Origin of the sequence: Streptomyces sp. NPDC049837, from assembly GCF_040674455.1 — a bacterium.
Classification (GTDB): domain Bacteria; phylum Actinomycetota; class Actinomycetes; order Streptomycetales; family Streptomycetaceae; genus Streptomyces.
The window spans coordinates 23,638-40,076 of the sequence record NZ_JBFAMP010000008.1; the positions used below are offsets into that span (position 1 = coordinate 23,638).

Below are 16,439 nucleotides of genomic sequence, written 5' to 3' on the forward strand. Positions count from 1 at the left end.
TCAGTGACCCATGCCCAATCCGCCGTCAACGGGAATGACGGCTCCAGTGATGTACGAGGCGTCGTCGGACGCCAGGAAGCGGACCGCGGCGGCGATCTCCTCGGGCTGCGCGTAGCGGCCGAGCGGTACCTGCGACACGATGTTCGCGCGCTGCTCGTCGGTCAGCACCTTGGTCATGTCGGTGTCGACGAAGCCGGGCGCGACGACGTTGAACGTGATGTTGCGCGAGCCCAGCTCGCGGGCGAGGGAGCGGGCGAAGCCGACCAGTCCGGCCTTGGAGGCGGCGTAGTTCGCCTGTCCCGCCGAACCCAGCAGGCCGACGACGGAGGAGATCAGGACGACGCGGCCCTTCTTGGCGCGCAGCATGCCGCGGTTGGCGCGCTTGACCACCCGGAAGGTGCCGGTGAGGTTGGTGTCGAGGACGGACGTGAAGTCCTCCTCGGACATCCGCATCAGGAGCTGGTCCTTGGTGACGCCGGCGTTGGCCACCAGCACCTCCACCGGACCGTGCTTCTCCTCGATCTCCTTGTAGGCCTGCTCCACCTGCTCGGCGTCGGTGATGTCGCACCGCACGGCGAGGAACCCCTCCGGGGGCTCGCCGGAGCGGTACGTGATCGCGACCTTGTCGCCGGCGTCGGCGAAAGCGCGGGCGATGGCGAGGCCGATGCCCCGGTTACCTCCGGTGACGAGAACCGAGCGGCTCAACGGATCACCCTTTCCATAGCGGTGTGGTACCTCGAAAACCTATCGGTCCGGCCCCCGCTACGGAGAATCGACCCCTGACAGTGGCGTACGGGTGTCACTGTCGGGTCCCTACAGAAAGCCCTGCGGAAAGCACTGGGCACGGGGGCGTGCGGCGCGACATGATCGGGGCGACCGGTCTCATACGACAGGAGACATTCGTGCCTCATTCCATCGACGAAGCCTTCACGGCGCTGCCGCTGCGGGCGCTCGCCGACGCGGCGCTCGCGCGGGCCAGGGCGCTCGGCGCCGAGCACGCCGACTTCCGTTTCGAGCGGGTGCGCAGCGCCTCGTGGCGGCTGCGGGACGCCAAGCCGGCCGGATCGTCGGACACCACCGATCTCGGGTACGCGGTGCGGGTCGTGCACGGCGGGGCCTGGGGATTCGCCTCCGGGGTCGACCTGTCCATGGACGCGGCCGCGAAGGTGGCCTCGCAGGCGGTGGCCATGGCGCAACTGTCGGCGCAGGTGATCGCGGCGGCGGGGTCGGCGGAGCGAGTCGAGCTCGCCGACGAGCCGGTGCACGCGGACAAGACGTGGGTGTCGTCGTACGAGATCGATCCCTTCACCGTGCCGGACGCCGAGAAGAGCGGGCTGCTGGCGGAGTGGAGCGCGCGGCTGCTGCGGGCGGACGGGGTGGCGCACGTGGACGCCTCCCTGCTGACCGTCCACGAGAACAAGTTCTACGCGGACACGGCCGGCACGGTCACCACGCAGCAGCGCGTACGGCTGCACCCGCAGCTCACGGCGGTCGCGGTGGACGGGACGACGGGCGAGTTCGACTCGATGCGGACGATCGCGCCGCCGGTCGGGCGCGGCTGGGAGTACCTGACGGGCACCGGCTGGGACTGGGACGCCGAGCTGGAGCAGATCCCGGAGCTGCTCGCCGAGAAGATGCGGGCCCCCAGCGTGGAGGCGGGGACGTACGACCTGGTCGTCGACCCGTCGAACCTGTGGCTGACGATCCACGAGTCGATTGGGCACGCGACGGAGCTGGACCGGGCGCTGGGTTACGAGGCGGCGTACGCGGGGACGTCGTTCGCCACGTTCGACCAGCTCGGCAAACTGGTGTACGGCTCGCCGATCATGAACGTGACCGGTGACCGGACCGCCGAGCACGGGCTGGCCACGATCGGGTACGACGACGAGGGCGTCGAGGCGCAGAGCTGGGACCTGGTCAGGGACGGCATGCTGGTCGGCTACCAGCTCGACCGGCGGATCGCGAAGCTGACGGGCCTGGGCCGGTCCAACGGCTGCGCGTACGCGGACTCGCCGGGGCACGTGCCGGTGCAGCGCATGGCGAACGTGTCGTTGCAGCCGGACCCGGGCGGGCTGTCGACGGAGGACCTGATCGGCGGGGTGGAGCGCGGCATCTACGTGGTCGGCGACCGGTCGTGGTCGATCGACATGCAGCGGTACAACTTCCAGTTCACCGGTCAGCGGTTCTTCCGCATCGAGAACGGGCGGCTCGCCGGTCAGCTCCGCGACGTCGCGTACCAGGCGACGACGACGGACTTCTGGGGCTCCATGGAGAAGGTCGGCGGCCCCCAGACGTACGTGCTGGGCGGCGCCTTCAACTGCGGCAAGGCCCAGCCGGGCCAGGTCGCGGCGGTCTCGCACGGCTGCCCCTCGGCCCTGTTCCGGGGCGTGAACATCCTTAACACCGCGCAGGAGGGTGGCCGATGAGCCCCGTAGCGAAGCCGTACGAGATCGTCGAGCGGGCCCTGGAGCTGTCCCGCGCGGACGGGTGCGTCGTCATCGCGGACGAGGAGTCGTCCGCCAACCTGCGCTGGGCCGGGAACGCCCTGACCACCAACGGCGTCACGCGCGGCCGGACCCTCACCGTGATCGCCACCGTCGACGGGGCGGAGGGCACCGCGTCCGGCGTGGTGTCCCGCTCGGCGGTCACCGCCGAGGAGCTGGAGCCGCTGGTACGGGCGGCCGAGGCCGCCGCGCGGGGCGCCGGGCCGGCCGAGGACGCCCAGCCGCTGGTGACCGGCGGGGAGGCGTCGCCCGACTTCACGGACGCGCCCGCCGAGACCTCGTCGGCGGTGTTCGCGGACTTCGCGCCCGCGCTGGGCGAGGCGTTCGCCCGGGCCCGTGCGGGCGGCCGGGAGCTGTACGGGTTCGCCAACCACGAGCTGACGTCCACGTACCTGGGTACGTCGACGGGGCTGCGGCTGCGGCACGACCAGCCGTCCGGGACGCTGGAGCTGAACGCCAAGTCGCCGGACCGGACGCGCTCGGCGTGGACCGGCCGCTCGACGCGGGACTTCAAGGACGTCGACCCGACCGCGCTGGACGCGGAGCTGGCGCAGCGCCTGGGCTGGGCGGAGCGCAAGATCGAGCTGCCCGCCGGGCGGTACGAGACGCTGCTGCCGCCCACGGCCGTGGCGGACCTGCTGATCTACCAGCTCTGGTCGTCGGCCGCCCGGGACGCGGCGGAGGGCCGCACCGTCTTCTCCAAGCCGGGCGGCGGCACCCGGATCGGCGAGACGCTGTCCCCGCTGCCGCTCACGTTGCGCAGCGACCCGAACGAGCCGGGTCTGGAGTCGGCGCCGTTCGTGATCGCGCACTCGTCGGGCGACGATTCGTCGGTGTTCGACAACGGGCTGCCGCTGGCGCCGACCGACTGGGTGCGCGGGGGCCGGCTGGAGCACCTGATCACCACGCGGCACAGCGCCGGCCTTACCCGGTTGCCCGTGACCCCCGGGATCGGCAACCTGGTCCTGGACGGCGGTGGCGAGCGGTCGCTGGAGGACATGGTCGCCGCCACGGAGCGCGGGCTGCTGCTGACGTGCCTGTGGTACATCCGCGAGGTCGACCCGGCGACGCTGCTGCTGACCGGGCTGACCAGGGACGGTGTGTACCTGGTCGAGAACGGCGAGGTCGTCGGCGAGGTGAACAACTTCCGGTTCAACGAGTCACCGGTGGACCTGCTGTCGCGGGCCACGGAGGCGGGCCGGACGGAGCGGACGCTGCCGCGCGAGTGGAGCGACTACTTCACCCGGGCCGCCATGCCGCCGCTGCGGGTGCCGGATTTCAACATGAGTTCGGTCAGCCAGGGCGTGTGACCCCCATAGACTGGCGTTCACGTCGCTGTTCGCATCGCCGCACCGTTGCACAGCGCATCAATGGAATCGTTCAAGGAGACACGACACCGTGACGGACATCGTCGACGAGCTGAAGTGGCGCGGGCTGTTCGCCCAGTCCACCGACGAGGACGCTCTGCGCAAGGCTCTCGCGGACGGTCCGATCACGTTCTATTGCGGCTTCGACCCGACCGCGGCCAGCCTGCACGTCGGGCACCTGGTGCAGGTGCTCACCGTCCGCCGGCTCCAGCAGGCCGGGCACCGGCCGCTGGCGCTGGTGGGCGGGGCGACGGGTCAGATCGGCGACCCGCGCCCGACCGCGGAGCGCACCCTGAACGATCCGGAGACCGTCGCGCAGTGGGTGACGCGGCTGCGCTCGCAGATCGAGCCGTTCCTGTCCTTCGAGGGCGAGAACGCCGCGATCATGGTCAACAACCTGGACTGGACCGCGGGCATGACCGCGATCGAGTTCCTGCGTGACATCGGCAAGCACTTCCGGGTCAACAAGATGCTCACCAAGGACTCGGTCGCCCGGCGGCTGGAGTCCCAGGAGGGCATCAGCTACACGGAGTTCAGCTACCAACTGCTCCAGGGCATGGACTTCCTGGAGCTGTACCGGCGCTACGGCTGTGTGCTCCAGCAGGGCGGCAGCGACCAGTGGGGCAACCTCACGGCCGGCCTGGACCTGATCCACAAGCTGGAGCCGCACGCCAGTGTGCACGCGCTGGCCACCCCGCTGATGACCAAGTCGGACGGCACCAAGTTCGGCAAGACCGAGGGCGGGGCGGTCTGGCTGGACCCGGAGATGACCACGCCGTACGCGTTCTACCAGTTCTGGCTGAACGTGGACGACCGGGACATCTCGACGTACATGCGCATCCTCAGCTTCAAGAGCCGTGAGGAGCTGGAGGAGCTGGAGAAGGTCACCGAGGAGCGTCCGCAGGCCCGTACGGCCCAGCGCGCGCTCGCGGAGGAGCTGACGACGCTGGTGCACGGCGCCGAGCAGTGCGCCGCGGTGATCGCCGCCTCGAAGGCGCTGTTCGGGCAGGGCGACCTGGCGGAGCTGGACGAGGCGACGCTGGCCGCCGCCCTCGCGGAGCTGCCGCACGCCCGGGTCGCCGAGCCCGGCCCGGTGGCGGACCTCTTCGCGGAGGTCGGCCTGGCGCCGAGCAAGTCGGCGGCGCGCCGCACGATCAAGGAGGGCGGCGCGTACGTGAACAACGTCAAGGTCACCGCCGAGGACGCCGTGGTGTCCGCCGGCGAGCTGCTGCACGGGCGCTGGCTGGTGCTGCGGCGCGGCAAGAAGAACCTGGCCGCGATCGAGGTCGCCGCGGGCTGACCCGCGCCGGACGTGACGAGGCGGCGTCCCGGGTGCGTGGAGCACCCGGGGCGCCGCCTCTCGTCGTGTGCGTCGGCTCGTCGTGTACGTCGCCGCTGACGTCAGGCCTGACGTCAGGCGCGTTGTCTGTTGCCGCGCATCGACATGTAGAGCATGTCGCCGAGGCCGACGATGACGACCGCCGCCGCGACCTGGAGGGCGTGCCGGCCCCAGTCGATGCCGGGGGTCGCCTCGATGCCGAATGCCCTGGCGAGGGCGTTACCGACGATGCCGCCGATGATGCCGAAGATGGTGGCCAGCCACAGCGGACTGTGCTGCTTGCCCGGCAGGATCGCCTTGGCCAGCAGACCCAGTACGAATCCGACGATAATCGCCCACAACCAGCCCATGGCTGCCTCCTCGGTACGGATTGACGTGAGCAGTCCCGACAAGTCTCGGCCCACTCTGCGTACGGCGCATGTCGGACGGCTCCGTACGTGCGACGGCCCGGGGCGTCCGGCCAGGTGAGGGGGACCCGGTCTCGTACGCGGCGGAGGGCGGGCGTACCGTGGAAGCAGGCCGGTCCGGGGAGCGATCCGGCGCTGACGTCGGGTGGTGGAATGTGATGCGGAAGCATGGGAGCGACGAGGTCTTCCGGATCACCGGGGCCCGTCAGGGGCTCGCGGACGACGTGCGGGCCCGGCAGCGGCGCTACGTCATCTCGATGTCGGTACGGACCGTCGCGGTCATCGCGGCCGCGTCCCTGTGGAACGTCGAACGGCACGTGGCGATCGTGGCCCTGGTCCTGGGCGCGGTGCTCCCGTACATCGCGGTGGTGATCGCCAACGCGGGCCGGGAGACGGCGCCTTCGCCGCCGCAGACGTTCGTGGCGACGCCTATGATCGAGCGACCCATGCTGGCGCCGGGGCGTCCGGCGGAGGAACCCGGGGCGCGGGCGCACGCGGAACCCGCTGCGGAATCGGTGGCGGACGACCGCCGGGACGACCGAACACCCCGGCAGGAACGCCAGTACGAGCAGAGCTGAGCCGTCACCGGTCTGCAAAGCTCAAGAAAAGCTCAGATCAATCATGTGGTTTCAGTGCACTCCACCCCGGTCCCCGTGACATACTTCGTAGGCGCTCCGCATCCCCCGTCGGAGCGACGGACCGACGCCGGGCAGCTCCCCCCGTGGCTGCCCGGCGTCGCCTTTGTGTCGGGCTTGTTCGGGCTTTCTTTGGACGTGTTGTGAGCGACGAGACCACCACTCCGGTCTGTTCCGCCAAGGGCTGCCGCACCGCGGCGGTGTGGGTGCTGGCGTGGAACAACCCGAAGCTGCACACGCCGGAGCGCCGCAAGACCTGGCTGGCCTGTGACGACCACCGCGAGCACCTGTCCCAATTCCTGGGTGTGCGGGGCTTCTTGAAGGACGTGGTCACGCTCGCCGAGTGGGAGTCCCGCTCGTCCGAGGGGTGACCGGGCCGGGCCTGGCCGGCCACCGGGCCGGGCCGACGCGGCCGCCGGGCCGGGTCAGCCGCCGATCGCCGACATCGGGCGGTCGGGCTGGAGGAAGCTCGGGTCGTCGAGCCCGGAGCCGGCCTTCTTCCCCCACATCGCGAGCCGCCATATGCGGGCGATCTCCTCGTCCGGCGCGTCCGAGCGCAGCGCTGCCCTGAGGTCGGTCTCCTCCCGGGCGAACAGGCACGTGCGCACCTGCCCGTCGGCCGTGAGCCTGGTCCGGTCGCAGGCGCGGCAGAAGGGCCGGGTGACGGAGGCGATGACGCCCACCCGGTGCGGTCCGCCGTCGACGATCCAGCGCTCGGCGGGGGCCGAGCCGCGCGCCTCGTCGGGCTCGGGGTCGAGCGTGAAGCGCGTACGCAGCGACTCCAGGATGTCACCGGCGGTGATCATGCCGTCACGCTTCCAGCCGTGCTGGGCGTCCAGCGGCATCTGCTCGATGAAGCGCAGCTCGTAGTCGTTCTCGACGGCCCAGGCGAGCAGGTCGGGGGCCTCGTCGTCGTTGAGACCCGGCATCAGGACGGAATTGACCTTGACGGGGGTGAGCCCGGCGTCGCGGGCGGCCTGAAGGCCCTCCAGGACGTCCTTGTGGCGGTCGCGGCGGGTCAGGGTCTTGAAGACGTCGGGACGCAGGGTGTCGAGGGAGACATTGACCCGGTCCAGACCGGCGGCCTTGAGGGCGGTCGCGGTGCGCCGGAGACCGATGCCGTTGGTGGTCAGCGACATCTTGGGGCGGGGCTCCAGGGCGGCGCAGCGCTCGACGATCCCGACGAGGCCCGGGCGCAGGAGCGGTTCGCCGCCGGTGAAGCGCACCTCGGTGATGCCGAGGTCGGTGACGGCGATGTCTATCAGGCGGACGATCTCGTCGTCGGTCAGCAGGTCGGGCTTGGCCAGCCACTGCAGGCCCTCTTCGGGCATGCAGTACGTGCACCGAAGATTGCAGCGGTCGGTGAGCGAGACGCGCAGGTCAGTGGCCACGCGGCCGTAGGTGTCGATGAGCACTGTGGGCGCCTCCCCCGGTTTCCAGGTTCCGTCTATCAAGGAGCCTACGTGAGACCACTGACAACAACACGGGCCATTGTCCACAGCAGCGGCGCGGCCGCGTCGTAGGGATCTACGACGATCCCCACGGCGCGGCCGCGAACGGTGGCACAGGGTGTGCGCGTCAGTGCGCTGCGACACCGGTGAGGGACTTGACCTCCAGTTCCGCGTACTTGCCCTTGTCCGGCTCCTCCTTCGACAGCAGGGAGCCGAGCCAGCCGAGCAGGAAGCCCAGCGGGATGGAGATCAAGCCGGGGTTCTCCAGCGGGAACCAGGCGAAGTCGGCCTGCGGGAACATCGAGCTGGGCTTGCCGGAGACGACCGGCGAGAACAGCACGAGCGCCACGGAGGCGGTGAGACCGCCGTAGATGGACCACAGGGCGCCCTGGGTGGTGAACCGCTTCCAGAACAGGCTGTAGAGGATCGTCGGCAGGTTGGCGGAGGCCGCCACCGCGAAGGCCAGGGCGACCAGGCCGGCGACGTTGAGGTCGCGGGCGAGTGCGCCGAGGGCGATGGAGACGATGCCGATGAAGACGGTCGCCCAGCGGGCGGCGCGCACCTCCTCCTTCTCGGTGGCCTTCCCCTTGCGGATGACGTTGGCGTAGATGTCGTGCGCGAAGGAGGACGACGAGGCGAGGGTGAGGCCGGCGACGACGGCGAGGATGGTGGCGAAGGCGACCGCGGAGATCACGGCGAGCAGGATCGCGCCGCCCGCGGAGTCGCCACCGCCGCCGATCTCCAGGGCGGCCAGCGGGGCCGCCGTGTTGCCCGCCTTGTTGGAGGCGATGATGTCGCCGGGCTTGAGCAGGGCGGCGGCGCCGAAGCCGAGCACGATGGTCATCAGGTAGAAGGCTCCGATGATGCCGATGGCCCAGTTGACCGACTTACGGGCGGCCTTGGCCGTGGGCACCGTGTAGAAGCGGATCAGGATGTGCGGCAGGCCCGCGGTGCCGAGCACCAGCGCGATGCCGAGCGAGATGAAGTCCAGCTTCGAGGTGCCGGTGGCGCCGTACTTGAGGCCCGGTTCGAGGAAGGCCGTGCCCTTACCGCTGTTGGAGGCGGCGGTGCCGAGCAGGTCGGAGAGGTTGAAGTTGAACTTCAGCAGGATCAGGAAGGTGATGAGCAGGGTGCCCGCGATGAGCAGGACGGCCTTGACCATCTGCACCCAGGTGGTGCCCTTCATGCCGCCGATGGTCACGTACACGATCATCAGTACGCCGACGAGGGCGACGATCGCGATCTTGCCGCCGTCCGAGGTGATGCCGAGCAGCAGCGAGACGAGGACGCCCGCGCCGGCCATCTGGGCGAGCAGGTAGAAGATCGAGACGACGATGGTCGAGGTGCCGGCGGCCGTACGGACGGGACGCTGGCGCATCCGGTAGGCGAGGACGTCGCCCATGGTGTACCGGCCGGAGTTGCGCAGCGGCTCGGCGACCAGCAGCAGGGCGACCAGCCAGGCGACCAGGAATCCGATGGAGTAGAGGAACCCGTCGTAACCGAAGAGGGCGATGGCGCCCGCGATGCCGAGGAACGACGCCGCGGACATGTAGTCGCCGGAGATGGCGAGGCCGTTCTGGAAGCCGGTGAACTGGCGGCCGCCCGCGTAGAAGTCGGACGCGTTCTTGGTCTGGCGGCCGGCCCAGACGGTGATGAAGAGGGTCGCGACGACGAAGGCCGCGAAGAGGGTGATGATCAGCGGCCGGTGCTCCGAGGCGTCGGACGCGGCCGCCAGCAGGACGGTACCGGTGGTGGTGTTCATGCGTCGGCCTCCATGCGGGACTTGATGGCCTCCGCCTTGGGGTCGAGCTTCTCGGCGGCGTGCCGGGAGTAGAACCAGGCGATGAGGAAGGTGGTCAGGAACTGGCCGAGGCCGAGGACCAGTGCCACGTTGATGTTGCCGAACACCTTGGTGCCCATGAAGCCGCCCGCGTAGTTGGACAGCAGGACGTACAGCAGGTACCAGGCGATGAAGGCGACGGTCAGGGGGAAGGCGAAGGAGCGGTACGTGCGGCGCAGTTCGCCGAATTCCGCACTCTCCTGCACCTCGACGAACGACTCCGTCGTGGGCTGGGCGGGACTTGTGTCCGTACCGCCCTCGGGCGGCGGTGCATCGGTAACCACGGGAACTCCTCGCGACGCGGGTGCGCTGGGCATGGACAAGGACCTCAGGGTCGGGGGCTGGTGCTCGCTCGTACTCCTCCCCTGTCAACGGCACGGAAGCCATGGCGACGCGGTTCACCTGCGGCGTTTTCTTCCTCCAATCTCTCTTCCAGTCATTCAATCCCTCCAAGTCATTGATGGGCCGGGATGATCGGCGATAGCTTCGCTCGTCATGTACCCGCCCATGCGCACCCGGTGTGTGGGCGGACGTTCACGGATGATGTGGAGAACCCATGGCTCATCTGGGATCCGGACGCGGCCGCATACTCGCGCTGCCCGCCGGTCTGGCCCTCACGGCCTCGCTCGGTCTGCTGCCGGCCGGCGCGGCCTCGGCGGCCCCGCTGGAGGGGGCCCCGGCCACGGCCCCTGCCGTCGCCACGAACGGCCCGAAGCTGTCGTACGTCGTGAATGTGACGGGTGGTCACTCCACCGTCAAGGCGGTGAAGAAGGCGATATCCGAGGCCGGCGGCACCGTGGTGATCGCGTATGACCAGATCGGTGTCATCGTCGTCCACTCGCAGAACCCCGACTTCGCCAAGACCATCCGCGAGGTGCGGGGCGTGAAGTCGGCGGGCGCCACGAGAACCACGCCGCTGGCCGCCCAGTCCACCACCGACATCGGGGCCGAGCAGCCCCTGTCCGCCAAGGAGGCACGGGCGGCCGCCGACCAGGCGACCGACGGCCAGGACCCGTTCGAGCCCCTCCAGTGGGACCTGCCGGCCATCAAGGCCGACAAGGCCCACCAGAAGTCCCTCGGCGACAAGAAGGTCACCGTCGCCGTCCTGGACACCGGTGTCGACGACACCCACCCGGACCTGGCGCCCAACTTCGACCGCGCCGCCTCCGCGAACTGCGTGACCGGCGCGCCCGACACCACCGAGGGCTCCTGGCGGCCGGGCCCCACGGAGAGCGACCACGGCACGCACGTGGCCGGCACGATCGCCGCCGCGAAGAACGGCGTCGGCATCACCGGTGTCGCCCCGGGTGTGAAGGTCTCCGGCATCAAGGTGTCCAACCCCGACGGCTTCTTCTACACCGAGTCGGTGGTCTGCGGCTTCATCTGGGCCGCCGAGCACGGCGTCGAGGTGACGAACAACAGCTACTACGTCGACCCGTGGCTGTACACGTGCAAGAACGACCCCGACCAGGGCGCCCTGGTCGAGGCGTTGCAGCGGGCCACCCGGTACGCGGAGCGCAAGGGCGCGGTCAATGTCGCCGCGGCGGGCAACTCCCGTACGGACCTGGCGTCGGACGAGGTGGTCGACAAGACCAGCCCGAACGACACCACGCCGGTCGAGCGGGTCGTCGACCCGAGCGAGTGCCCGGACGTTCCGACCATGCTCGACGGTGTGGTGACGGTGTCGGCGACGGGCGCGAAGGGCCTGAAGGCCTCGTACTCGAACTACGGCCTGGGGGTCGTGGACATCGCCGCCCCGGGCGGTGACTCGACGGCGTACCAGCCGCCGGAGGCGCCGGCCACCAGCGGGCTGATCCTGTCGACGCTGCCGGGCGGCAAGTACGGCTACAAGGGCGGTACGTCGATGGCGTCGCCGCACGTGGCCGGTGTGGCCGCACTGATCAAGTCGACGCGCCCGTACGCCTCGGCCGCCGAGGTGAAGGCGCTGCTGTACAAGCAGGCCGACGACATGGCGTGCACCAACCCGTACGACATCAACGGCGACGGCAAGGTCGACGCGGTGTGCGAGGGCGGCAAGCGCGACAACGGCTTCTACGGAACGGGCATGACCGACGCGCTGGACGCGGTGCGGAGGTAACGGGACCCACGGCTCACTGAGCCCCGGGCGCGGTGTGGGGTGCCGCGCGCGGGGCTCTGCCGTGTGATCACAGGGGTTCCCCCGCATGACACTGAGTGCCATAGTGCTGGTATGGACACTGAACTTCCTGCCGGAATGTCCCGAGCTTGGGCGGCACTCGGTGCCGATCCGGTGCTCTTGGAGCGGGTCTCCTACGGTGGTCCGCCGGACGGCCTGCCCGCGCGGGTGCCCGTGATGGAGCTGGCCCGCGCGACCGTCGCGGTGTGCGCGCTAGCGGCCGCCGAGCTCACCGCCGTACGCACCGGGGGCCGGGTGCCGCGCGTGCGGGTCGACGACGGGGCGGTCGCCACCGCGTTCCTCAGCGACCGGCTGGTCAGGGTGGACGGGCGGGCGTGGACGACGTTCGCGCCGCTGTCGCGGTTCTGGCGGGCGGCCGACGGGTGGGTGCGTACGCACGCCAACTACCCGCACCACCGGGCCCGGCTGCTCGCCGCGCTCGGGCTGCCGGACGGCTCGGGGGATTCCGACGCGGTCGACGCGGTAGCCGGGGCGATCGCCGGGCGCCGCGCCGTCGACGTGGAGGACATGGTGTACGCGGCGGGCGGCCTCGCCGTCGCGGTGCGCGGCACGGAGGAGTGGGCGGCGCACGAGCAGGGCGCCCTGGTGGCGGGGCAGCCGCTGCTGACGCTGGAGCGGATCGGGGAGGCGGGACCGGGGGCGGGGCGGGGGGCGGGGCCCACGCGCGCGTGGAGCCGGATTTCCGGTACGCCGCTGCTGCCCTGCGCCGGGCTGCGGGTGCTGGACCTGACGCGGGTGCTGGCCGGGCCGGTCGCCACGCGGACGCTGGCGCTGCTGGGCGCGGACGTCCTGCGGATCGACCCGCCGCACCTGCCGGAGAGCCAGGAGGCCCACAACGACACCGGCATGGGCAAGCGGTCGACGGCCCTGGACCTCGGGCGCGGCGCGGACCGCCAGGCGTTCGAGGAGCTGCTCGCGGGCGCCGACGTGGTGGTGACCGGCTACCGGCCGGGCGCGCTGGACCGGTTCGGGCTCTCCCCCGAGGCGCTGGCCGGGCGCCGCCCCGGCCTGGTCGTCGCCCAGCTCTCGGCATGGGGCCGGTACGGGCCCTGGCACGAGCGGCGCGGCTTCGACAGCCTGGTCCAGGCGGCGACCGGCATCGCCCTGCTGGAGGGCACCGAGGACGAGCCGGGCGCGCTGCCCGCGCAGGCCCTGGACCACGGCACCGGGTACCTCCTGGCCGCCGCCGTGCTGCGGGCGCTGACCGAGCGGCACGGCGGGGCCGGTGGCGGTACGTGGCTCGCCCGGCTGGCCCTCACCCAGACCGCGCACTGGCTGGTGCACGACCTGTCCAAGGGCCCTGAGGGCGGCCGTTCGTACGACCCGGAGCGCTGGATGACCGAGACGGACAGCCCGATGGGCCGGCTCCGGCACGCCCTGCCCCCGGTCTCCTACGACGGAGGCCCGCCGAACTGGGCGCGCCCGCCGGGCCTGTGGGGCACGGACCGCGCGGAGTGGCTCCGGGCCTGACCCTCACACCCCCGCCGCGCCCAGCAGCGACCCGGCCCCGTACGTCACGGCCATCGCGAGCGCTCCGCCGCCCACGTTGCGCAGGATGGCCGGGCGGGCCGGGGCGTCGCCGAGGCGGGCGCTGGACCAGCCGGTGAGAGTGAGGGCCGCGAGGACGGACAGCACCGTGACGGCGAGGCGGACGGACGGGGGCGGCAGGACGATGGCGAGGAGCGGGAGCAGGGCGCCGATCGTGAAGGCCAGAAAACTGGCGGCCGCCGCGTGCCACGGGTTGGTCAGTTCCTCGGGGTCGATACCCAGCTCCACGCGCGCGTGGGCGCGCAGTGCGTCGCGTTCCGAGAGCTGTTCGGCGGCCTCGCGGGCGACGTCGCGGGTCAGGCCGCGGGCTTCCAGGAGGTCGGTGAGCTCGTCGAGTTCCGCTTCGGGCTGTTCGCGCAGCTCCCGCTGCTCCTGGGCGAGCGCGGCCTTCTCGGAGTCGCGCTGGGTGGAGACGGAGACGTACTCGCCGGCCGCCATGGACATGGAGCCGGCCAGCAGGCCCGCGAGGCCCGCCGTGAGGAGCGTGGCGCGGTCGTCGGTGGCGCCGGCGACGCCGACGACGAGGCCCGCGGTGGAGACGACGCCGTCGTTGGCGCCGAGGACGGCGGCACGCAGCCAGTTGAGGCGTGTGCCGAGCGCGCCGCCGTGTTCCTCTTCATGGGGTGCGTCAGTCACCACGGGAGGGTCTCATCGTCCGGTTCACCAGACCCGGACCGACCCGCCCGGGGCGAACGCCGGGCTGGTGGCGTCCGGCGGGGCCTCGGCCAGCGGTTCGGCGATCTCGGCGACCGTGGGGCCGTGGACGGCCGCGATCGGGTCGAGGAGCGCGAGGTCGAAGCCGTACACGCGGGCCGCGTTGCCGCCGGCCATGGCGGCGACCTCGGCGCGCGGCAGACCCGCGTACGCGATGCGGAGCCCTTCGCGGGAGTACGGGGCCGTGCCCTCGTCGTGCGGGTAGTCACTGCCCCACATGATCTTGTCGAGGCCGATCCGGTGCCGCAGCGGCACCTCGTGCGGGCGCATGAAGCTCGCGCCGACGAAGCAGTTGTCCCGCCACACCTCACTCGGGCCCTTGCCCATCGAGGCCGCCAGTCCGGCACCGAACTTGGACTCGGCCGACGCCGAGGCCGCGACCAGGCGGGCGTGGTAGTAGTCCAGCATCTCCAGGACGCCGGGGATCCAGCCGGAACCCTGTTCGGTGAGGACGAGCTTCAGCCCGGGGTGGCGCCTGAACGCCCCGCCGAAGACCAGGTGCCACAGGGCGCGGTGCGAGAACCATGTCGTCTCCACCATGAAGACCGCCCGAGCGGCCGGTTCGTCGCCCAGCGGCGGGGACGCCGAGCCGCCGTGGTGGTTGACGGGCACGTCGAGCTCCTCGCACACGGCCCAGATCGGGTCGTACGCCCGCGAGTACAGCTCCGGGACGCCCGAGCCCGGCGGGGCGCCCGGGAGCAGGATGCCGCCGGTCAGGCCCGCCTCCTTGGTGCGGCGCACCTCGCGGGCGGCCTCCTCCGGGTCGTTCAGCAGGATCTGGGCGACGCCCGCCCGCCGCCCGGGGGCCAGCGAGCAGAAGTCGGCGAGCCACCGGTTGTGGGCGCGCAGGCCCGCCCAGCGCTGCTCGTACTCCTCACGGGTCGGCGCGGGCGCCATCAGGGACGCGGACGGGAAGAAGGGCGGGATGGTGTTGGGGAAGACGACCTCGGCGACGATGCCGTCGGCTTCCAGTTCGGCGAGGCGCCGCTCCGAGTTCCAGTTGCGGTCGGCGGTGTCGGCGAGGAGGTCCTCGTAGGGGTTGACGTACGTGGCCGCCCAGGCGTCGAAGTCGTCGTGGTGCTTCTTCTCCAGGTACGGCTTGTAGTCCAGGAGGTCGGCGCCGGCGTGGCAGTCGGCGGAGATGACCGTGTACCGGTCACTCATGGGCCACCCCCAGGACTGGGAAGTCGTGGTCCGTCAGCCAGTGGCGGCCGACGTCCCGCGAGCGCGCCCAGGACGCCTCCACGGCCGCCTGGTCGTCGCTCTGGCCCAGGTCGGCCGGGGTGGGGCCGATCCGGCGGGCGAGGGGCCGCAGGGCCGCCACGTCGAAGCCGAAGACCTCCGCCGCCGCGAGGCCCAGCATGCGCCGGGTCTCGGCGACCGGGATGTCGTGGAACGTCTTCCGCAGCCACGCGCGCGTGTCGGGCCAGGTGCCCTCGGGGTGGGGGAAGTCGCTGCCCCACAGGATGTTGTCGACGCCGATCTCGTACCGCTGGGCCAGCTCCCGCCGCTTGGTGTTGGTGGCACAGATGAAGACCTGGCGGTCGAGGTACTCGCTGGGCGGGCGCTTCAGCTCGGCGAAGGGCGAGAGCTTCTTGCCGCCGTGGGCGCCGAGGTAGAGCCGGTCCATGAACCACAGCAGGTTCGGCAGCCACCAGCAGCCCGACTCGGCGACGCCGAACCGCAGTCCGGGGTGGCGTTCGAAGACGCCCGACCAGAGCAGGAACCACAGGGGCCGGGCCGGCCACCAGGTGACCTCGCTGACGTAGATGCCGAGGTGGTCGCCGTACTCGTGGCGTGGCGCCGCGCCGGAGTGGGTGACCACGGGCATGCCGGTCTCGGCGGCGGCCGCCCACACCGGGTCGTAACGGCGGTCGTGGTAGGGCGCCTTGTCGACCCACATGGCGGGGATCATCAGCGCGCCGAGCCCGGACTCCTTGGCCCGGTGGATCTCGGCGACGACCCGGTCCACCTCGCCCGTGACGGGCAGCAGGGCCACCCCGCAGTGCCGCTCGGGGTTCTCGGAGACGAACTCGGCCAGCCAGCGGTTGTGCGCCTGCGCGCCCGCCATGCCCAGCTCGGGGTCCTGGTCGCCGGACAGGCCCAGGCCCACGCCGAAGGGGGCGGCGGTCCGGCTGTCGACGGCGTCCGCGTCGGGGAAGACGACCTCGGCGGCCACCCCGTCGCCGTCGAGTTCCTTGAGCCGCTGGGCGGGCTCCCAGCCACCCCGCAGCCCCTCCTCGTGGTCGGTGAACCACTTGTCCGCGAAGGCCTCGTTGCGCACGCCGAGGCGGGTCATCTCGGCGCGGCGGGCGTCCCGTCCGGCGAGGAAGTCGTCGAAGGCGCGGTGGAAGCGGGAGTCCAGGTAGGGCCGGTACCGCTCGGTCGGCAGTCCGGCGTGGCAGTCGGAGGAGATGATCAGATACGGATCGTTCGCGTCGGTCATGGGGCACACCCC

The 16,439-nt window shown here is 71.4% G+C and carries 15 protein-coding genes; 7 read left to right on the forward strand and 8 right to left on the reverse strand.

What is annotated here, in order from left to right:
• On the reverse strand, positions 1-705 hold the full coding sequence (gene fabG, locus AB0J57_RS21930; RefSeq protein WP_366129950.1) for a 3-oxoacyl-[acyl-carrier-protein] reductase: 705 nt from the start codon (positions 703-705) through the stop codon (positions 1-3).
• Between the two features lie 197 nt (positions 706-902).
• On the opposite strand from fabG, the gene AB0J57_RS21935 reads away from it, so the two are divergent.
• The 3 genes from AB0J57_RS21935 to tyrS all read left to right on the forward strand — a co-directional run bounded on the left by AB0J57_RS21935 (position 903) and on the right by tyrS (position 5,171).
• Entirely contained in the window at positions 903-2,426 is a 1,524-nt protein-coding gene (locus tag AB0J57_RS21935) for a TldD/PmbA family protein (protein ID WP_366129951.1), read from the forward strand.
• Positions 2,423-3,814 (forward strand): metallopeptidase TldD-related protein, encoded by a 1,392-nt coding sequence (locus AB0J57_RS21940; RefSeq protein ID WP_366129952.1) that lies wholly within the window; start codon positions 2,423-2,425, stop codon positions 3,812-3,814. Before AB0J57_RS21935 ends, AB0J57_RS21940 begins: the two co-directional genes overlap by 4 nt.
• 88 nt (positions 3,815-3,902) lie before the next feature.
• Entirely contained in the window at positions 3,903-5,171 is a 1,269-nt protein-coding gene (gene tyrS, locus AB0J57_RS21945) for a tyrosine--tRNA ligase (protein WP_366129953.1), read from the forward strand.
• A gap of 113 nt (positions 5,172-5,284) precedes the next feature.
• Here tyrS and AB0J57_RS21950 read toward each other — a convergent pair whose 3' ends face one another.
• Positions 5,285-5,560 carry a GlsB/YeaQ/YmgE family stress response membrane protein gene (locus AB0J57_RS21950; protein ID WP_366129954.1) on the reverse strand — a complete coding sequence of 92 codons (276 nt, stop codon included), beginning with the start codon at positions 5,558-5,560 and terminating at the stop codon, positions 5,285-5,287.
• A 215-nt stretch (positions 5,561-5,775) separates the two neighbouring features.
• On the opposite strand from AB0J57_RS21950, the gene AB0J57_RS21955 reads away from it, so the two are divergent.
• Positions 5,776-6,195, forward strand: a complete 420-nt coding sequence (locus AB0J57_RS21955; protein WP_366129955.1) for a DUF3099 domain-containing protein — start codon at positions 5,776-5,778, stop codon at positions 6,193-6,195.
• A 200-nt stretch (positions 6,196-6,395) separates the two neighbouring features.
• Positions 6,396-6,623: a hypothetical protein gene (locus tag AB0J57_RS21960; RefSeq protein ID WP_366129956.1), complete on the forward strand. Its 228-nt coding sequence runs from the start codon at positions 6,396-6,398 to the stop codon at positions 6,621-6,623.
• Between the two features lie 54 nt (positions 6,624-6,677).
• On the opposite strand, the gene moaA is transcribed toward AB0J57_RS21960, so the two are convergent.
• The 3 genes from moaA to AB0J57_RS21975 form a co-directional block, all read right to left on the reverse strand.
• Positions 6,678-7,667, reverse strand: a complete 990-nt coding sequence (gene moaA, locus AB0J57_RS21965) for a GTP 3',8-cyclase MoaA (RefSeq protein ID WP_366129957.1) — start codon at positions 7,665-7,667, stop codon at positions 6,678-6,680.
• 163 nt (positions 7,668-7,830) lie between these two features.
• Positions 7,831-9,465 (reverse strand): cation acetate symporter, encoded by a 1,635-nt coding sequence (locus AB0J57_RS21970; protein ID WP_366129958.1) that lies wholly within the window; start codon positions 9,463-9,465, stop codon positions 7,831-7,833.
• Positions 9,462-9,827 (reverse strand): DUF485 domain-containing protein, encoded by a 366-nt coding sequence (locus AB0J57_RS21975; RefSeq protein WP_366129959.1) that lies wholly within the window; start codon positions 9,825-9,827, stop codon positions 9,462-9,464. Before AB0J57_RS21975 ends, AB0J57_RS21970 begins: the two co-directional genes overlap by 4 nt.
• 272 nt (positions 9,828-10,099) lie before the next feature.
• On the opposite strand from AB0J57_RS21975, the gene AB0J57_RS21980 reads away from it, so the two are divergent.
• Both AB0J57_RS21980 and AB0J57_RS21985 read left to right on the forward strand, forming a co-directional pair.
• A complete protein-coding gene (locus AB0J57_RS21980; RefSeq protein ID WP_366129960.1) occupies positions 10,100-11,641 on the forward strand; it encodes a S8 family serine peptidase in 1,542 nt (513 codons plus the stop codon).
• A gap of 135 nt (positions 11,642-11,776) precedes the next feature.
• On the forward strand, positions 11,777-13,189 hold the full coding sequence (locus AB0J57_RS21985) for a CoA transferase (protein ID WP_366129961.1): 1,413 nt from the start codon (positions 11,777-11,779) through the stop codon (positions 13,187-13,189).
• Between the two features lie 3 nt (positions 13,190-13,192).
• On the opposite strand, the gene AB0J57_RS21990 is transcribed toward AB0J57_RS21985, so the two are convergent.
• The 3 genes from AB0J57_RS21990 to AB0J57_RS22000 are packed head-to-tail and all read right to left on the reverse strand — an operon-like array spanning position 13,193 to position 16,427.
• Positions 13,193-13,903, reverse strand: a complete 711-nt coding sequence (locus AB0J57_RS21990; RefSeq protein ID WP_366129962.1) for a VIT family protein — start codon at positions 13,901-13,903, stop codon at positions 13,193-13,195.
• Positions 13,904-13,927: 24 nt separating this feature from the next.
• Positions 13,928-15,145: an amidohydrolase family protein gene (locus AB0J57_RS21995; protein ID WP_366129963.1), complete on the reverse strand. Its 1,218-nt coding sequence runs from the start codon at positions 15,143-15,145 to the stop codon at positions 13,928-13,930.
• Entirely contained in the window at positions 15,138-16,427 is a 1,290-nt protein-coding gene (locus AB0J57_RS22000) for an amidohydrolase family protein (protein WP_366129964.1), read from the reverse strand. Before AB0J57_RS22000 ends, AB0J57_RS21995 begins: the two co-directional genes overlap by 8 nt.
• Positions 16,428-16,439: the final 12 nt, after the last annotated feature.

Coding starts and splice junctions, on each gene's coding strand:
- AB0J57_RS21940 (WP_366129952.1), top strand. CDS start 2,423: ATGAGCCCCGTAGCGAAGCCGTACGAGATCGTCGAGCGGGCCCTGGAG.
- AB0J57_RS21950 (WP_366129954.1), bottom strand. CDS start 5,560: ATGGGCTGGTTGTGGGCGATTATCGTCGGATTCGTACTGGGTCTGCTG.
- AB0J57_RS21955 (WP_366129955.1), top strand. CDS start 5,776: ATGCGGAAGCATGGGAGCGACGAGGTCTTCCGGATCACCGGGGCCCGT.
- AB0J57_RS21970 (WP_366129958.1), bottom strand. CDS start 9,465: ATGAACACCACCACCGGTACCGTCCTGCTGGCGGCCGCGTCCGACGCC.
- AB0J57_RS21980 (WP_366129960.1), top strand. CDS start 10,100: ATGGCTCATCTGGGATCCGGACGCGGCCGCATACTCGCGCTGCCCGCC.
- AB0J57_RS21985 (WP_366129961.1), top strand. CDS start 11,777: ATGTCCCGAGCTTGGGCGGCACTCGGTGCCGATCCGGTGCTCTTGGAG.
- AB0J57_RS21995 (WP_366129963.1), bottom strand. CDS start 15,145: ATGAGTGACCGGTACACGGTCATCTCCGCCGACTGCCACGCCGGCGCC.
- AB0J57_RS22000 (WP_366129964.1), bottom strand. CDS start 16,427: ATGACCGACGCGAACGATCCGTATCTGATCATCTCCTCCGACTGCCAC.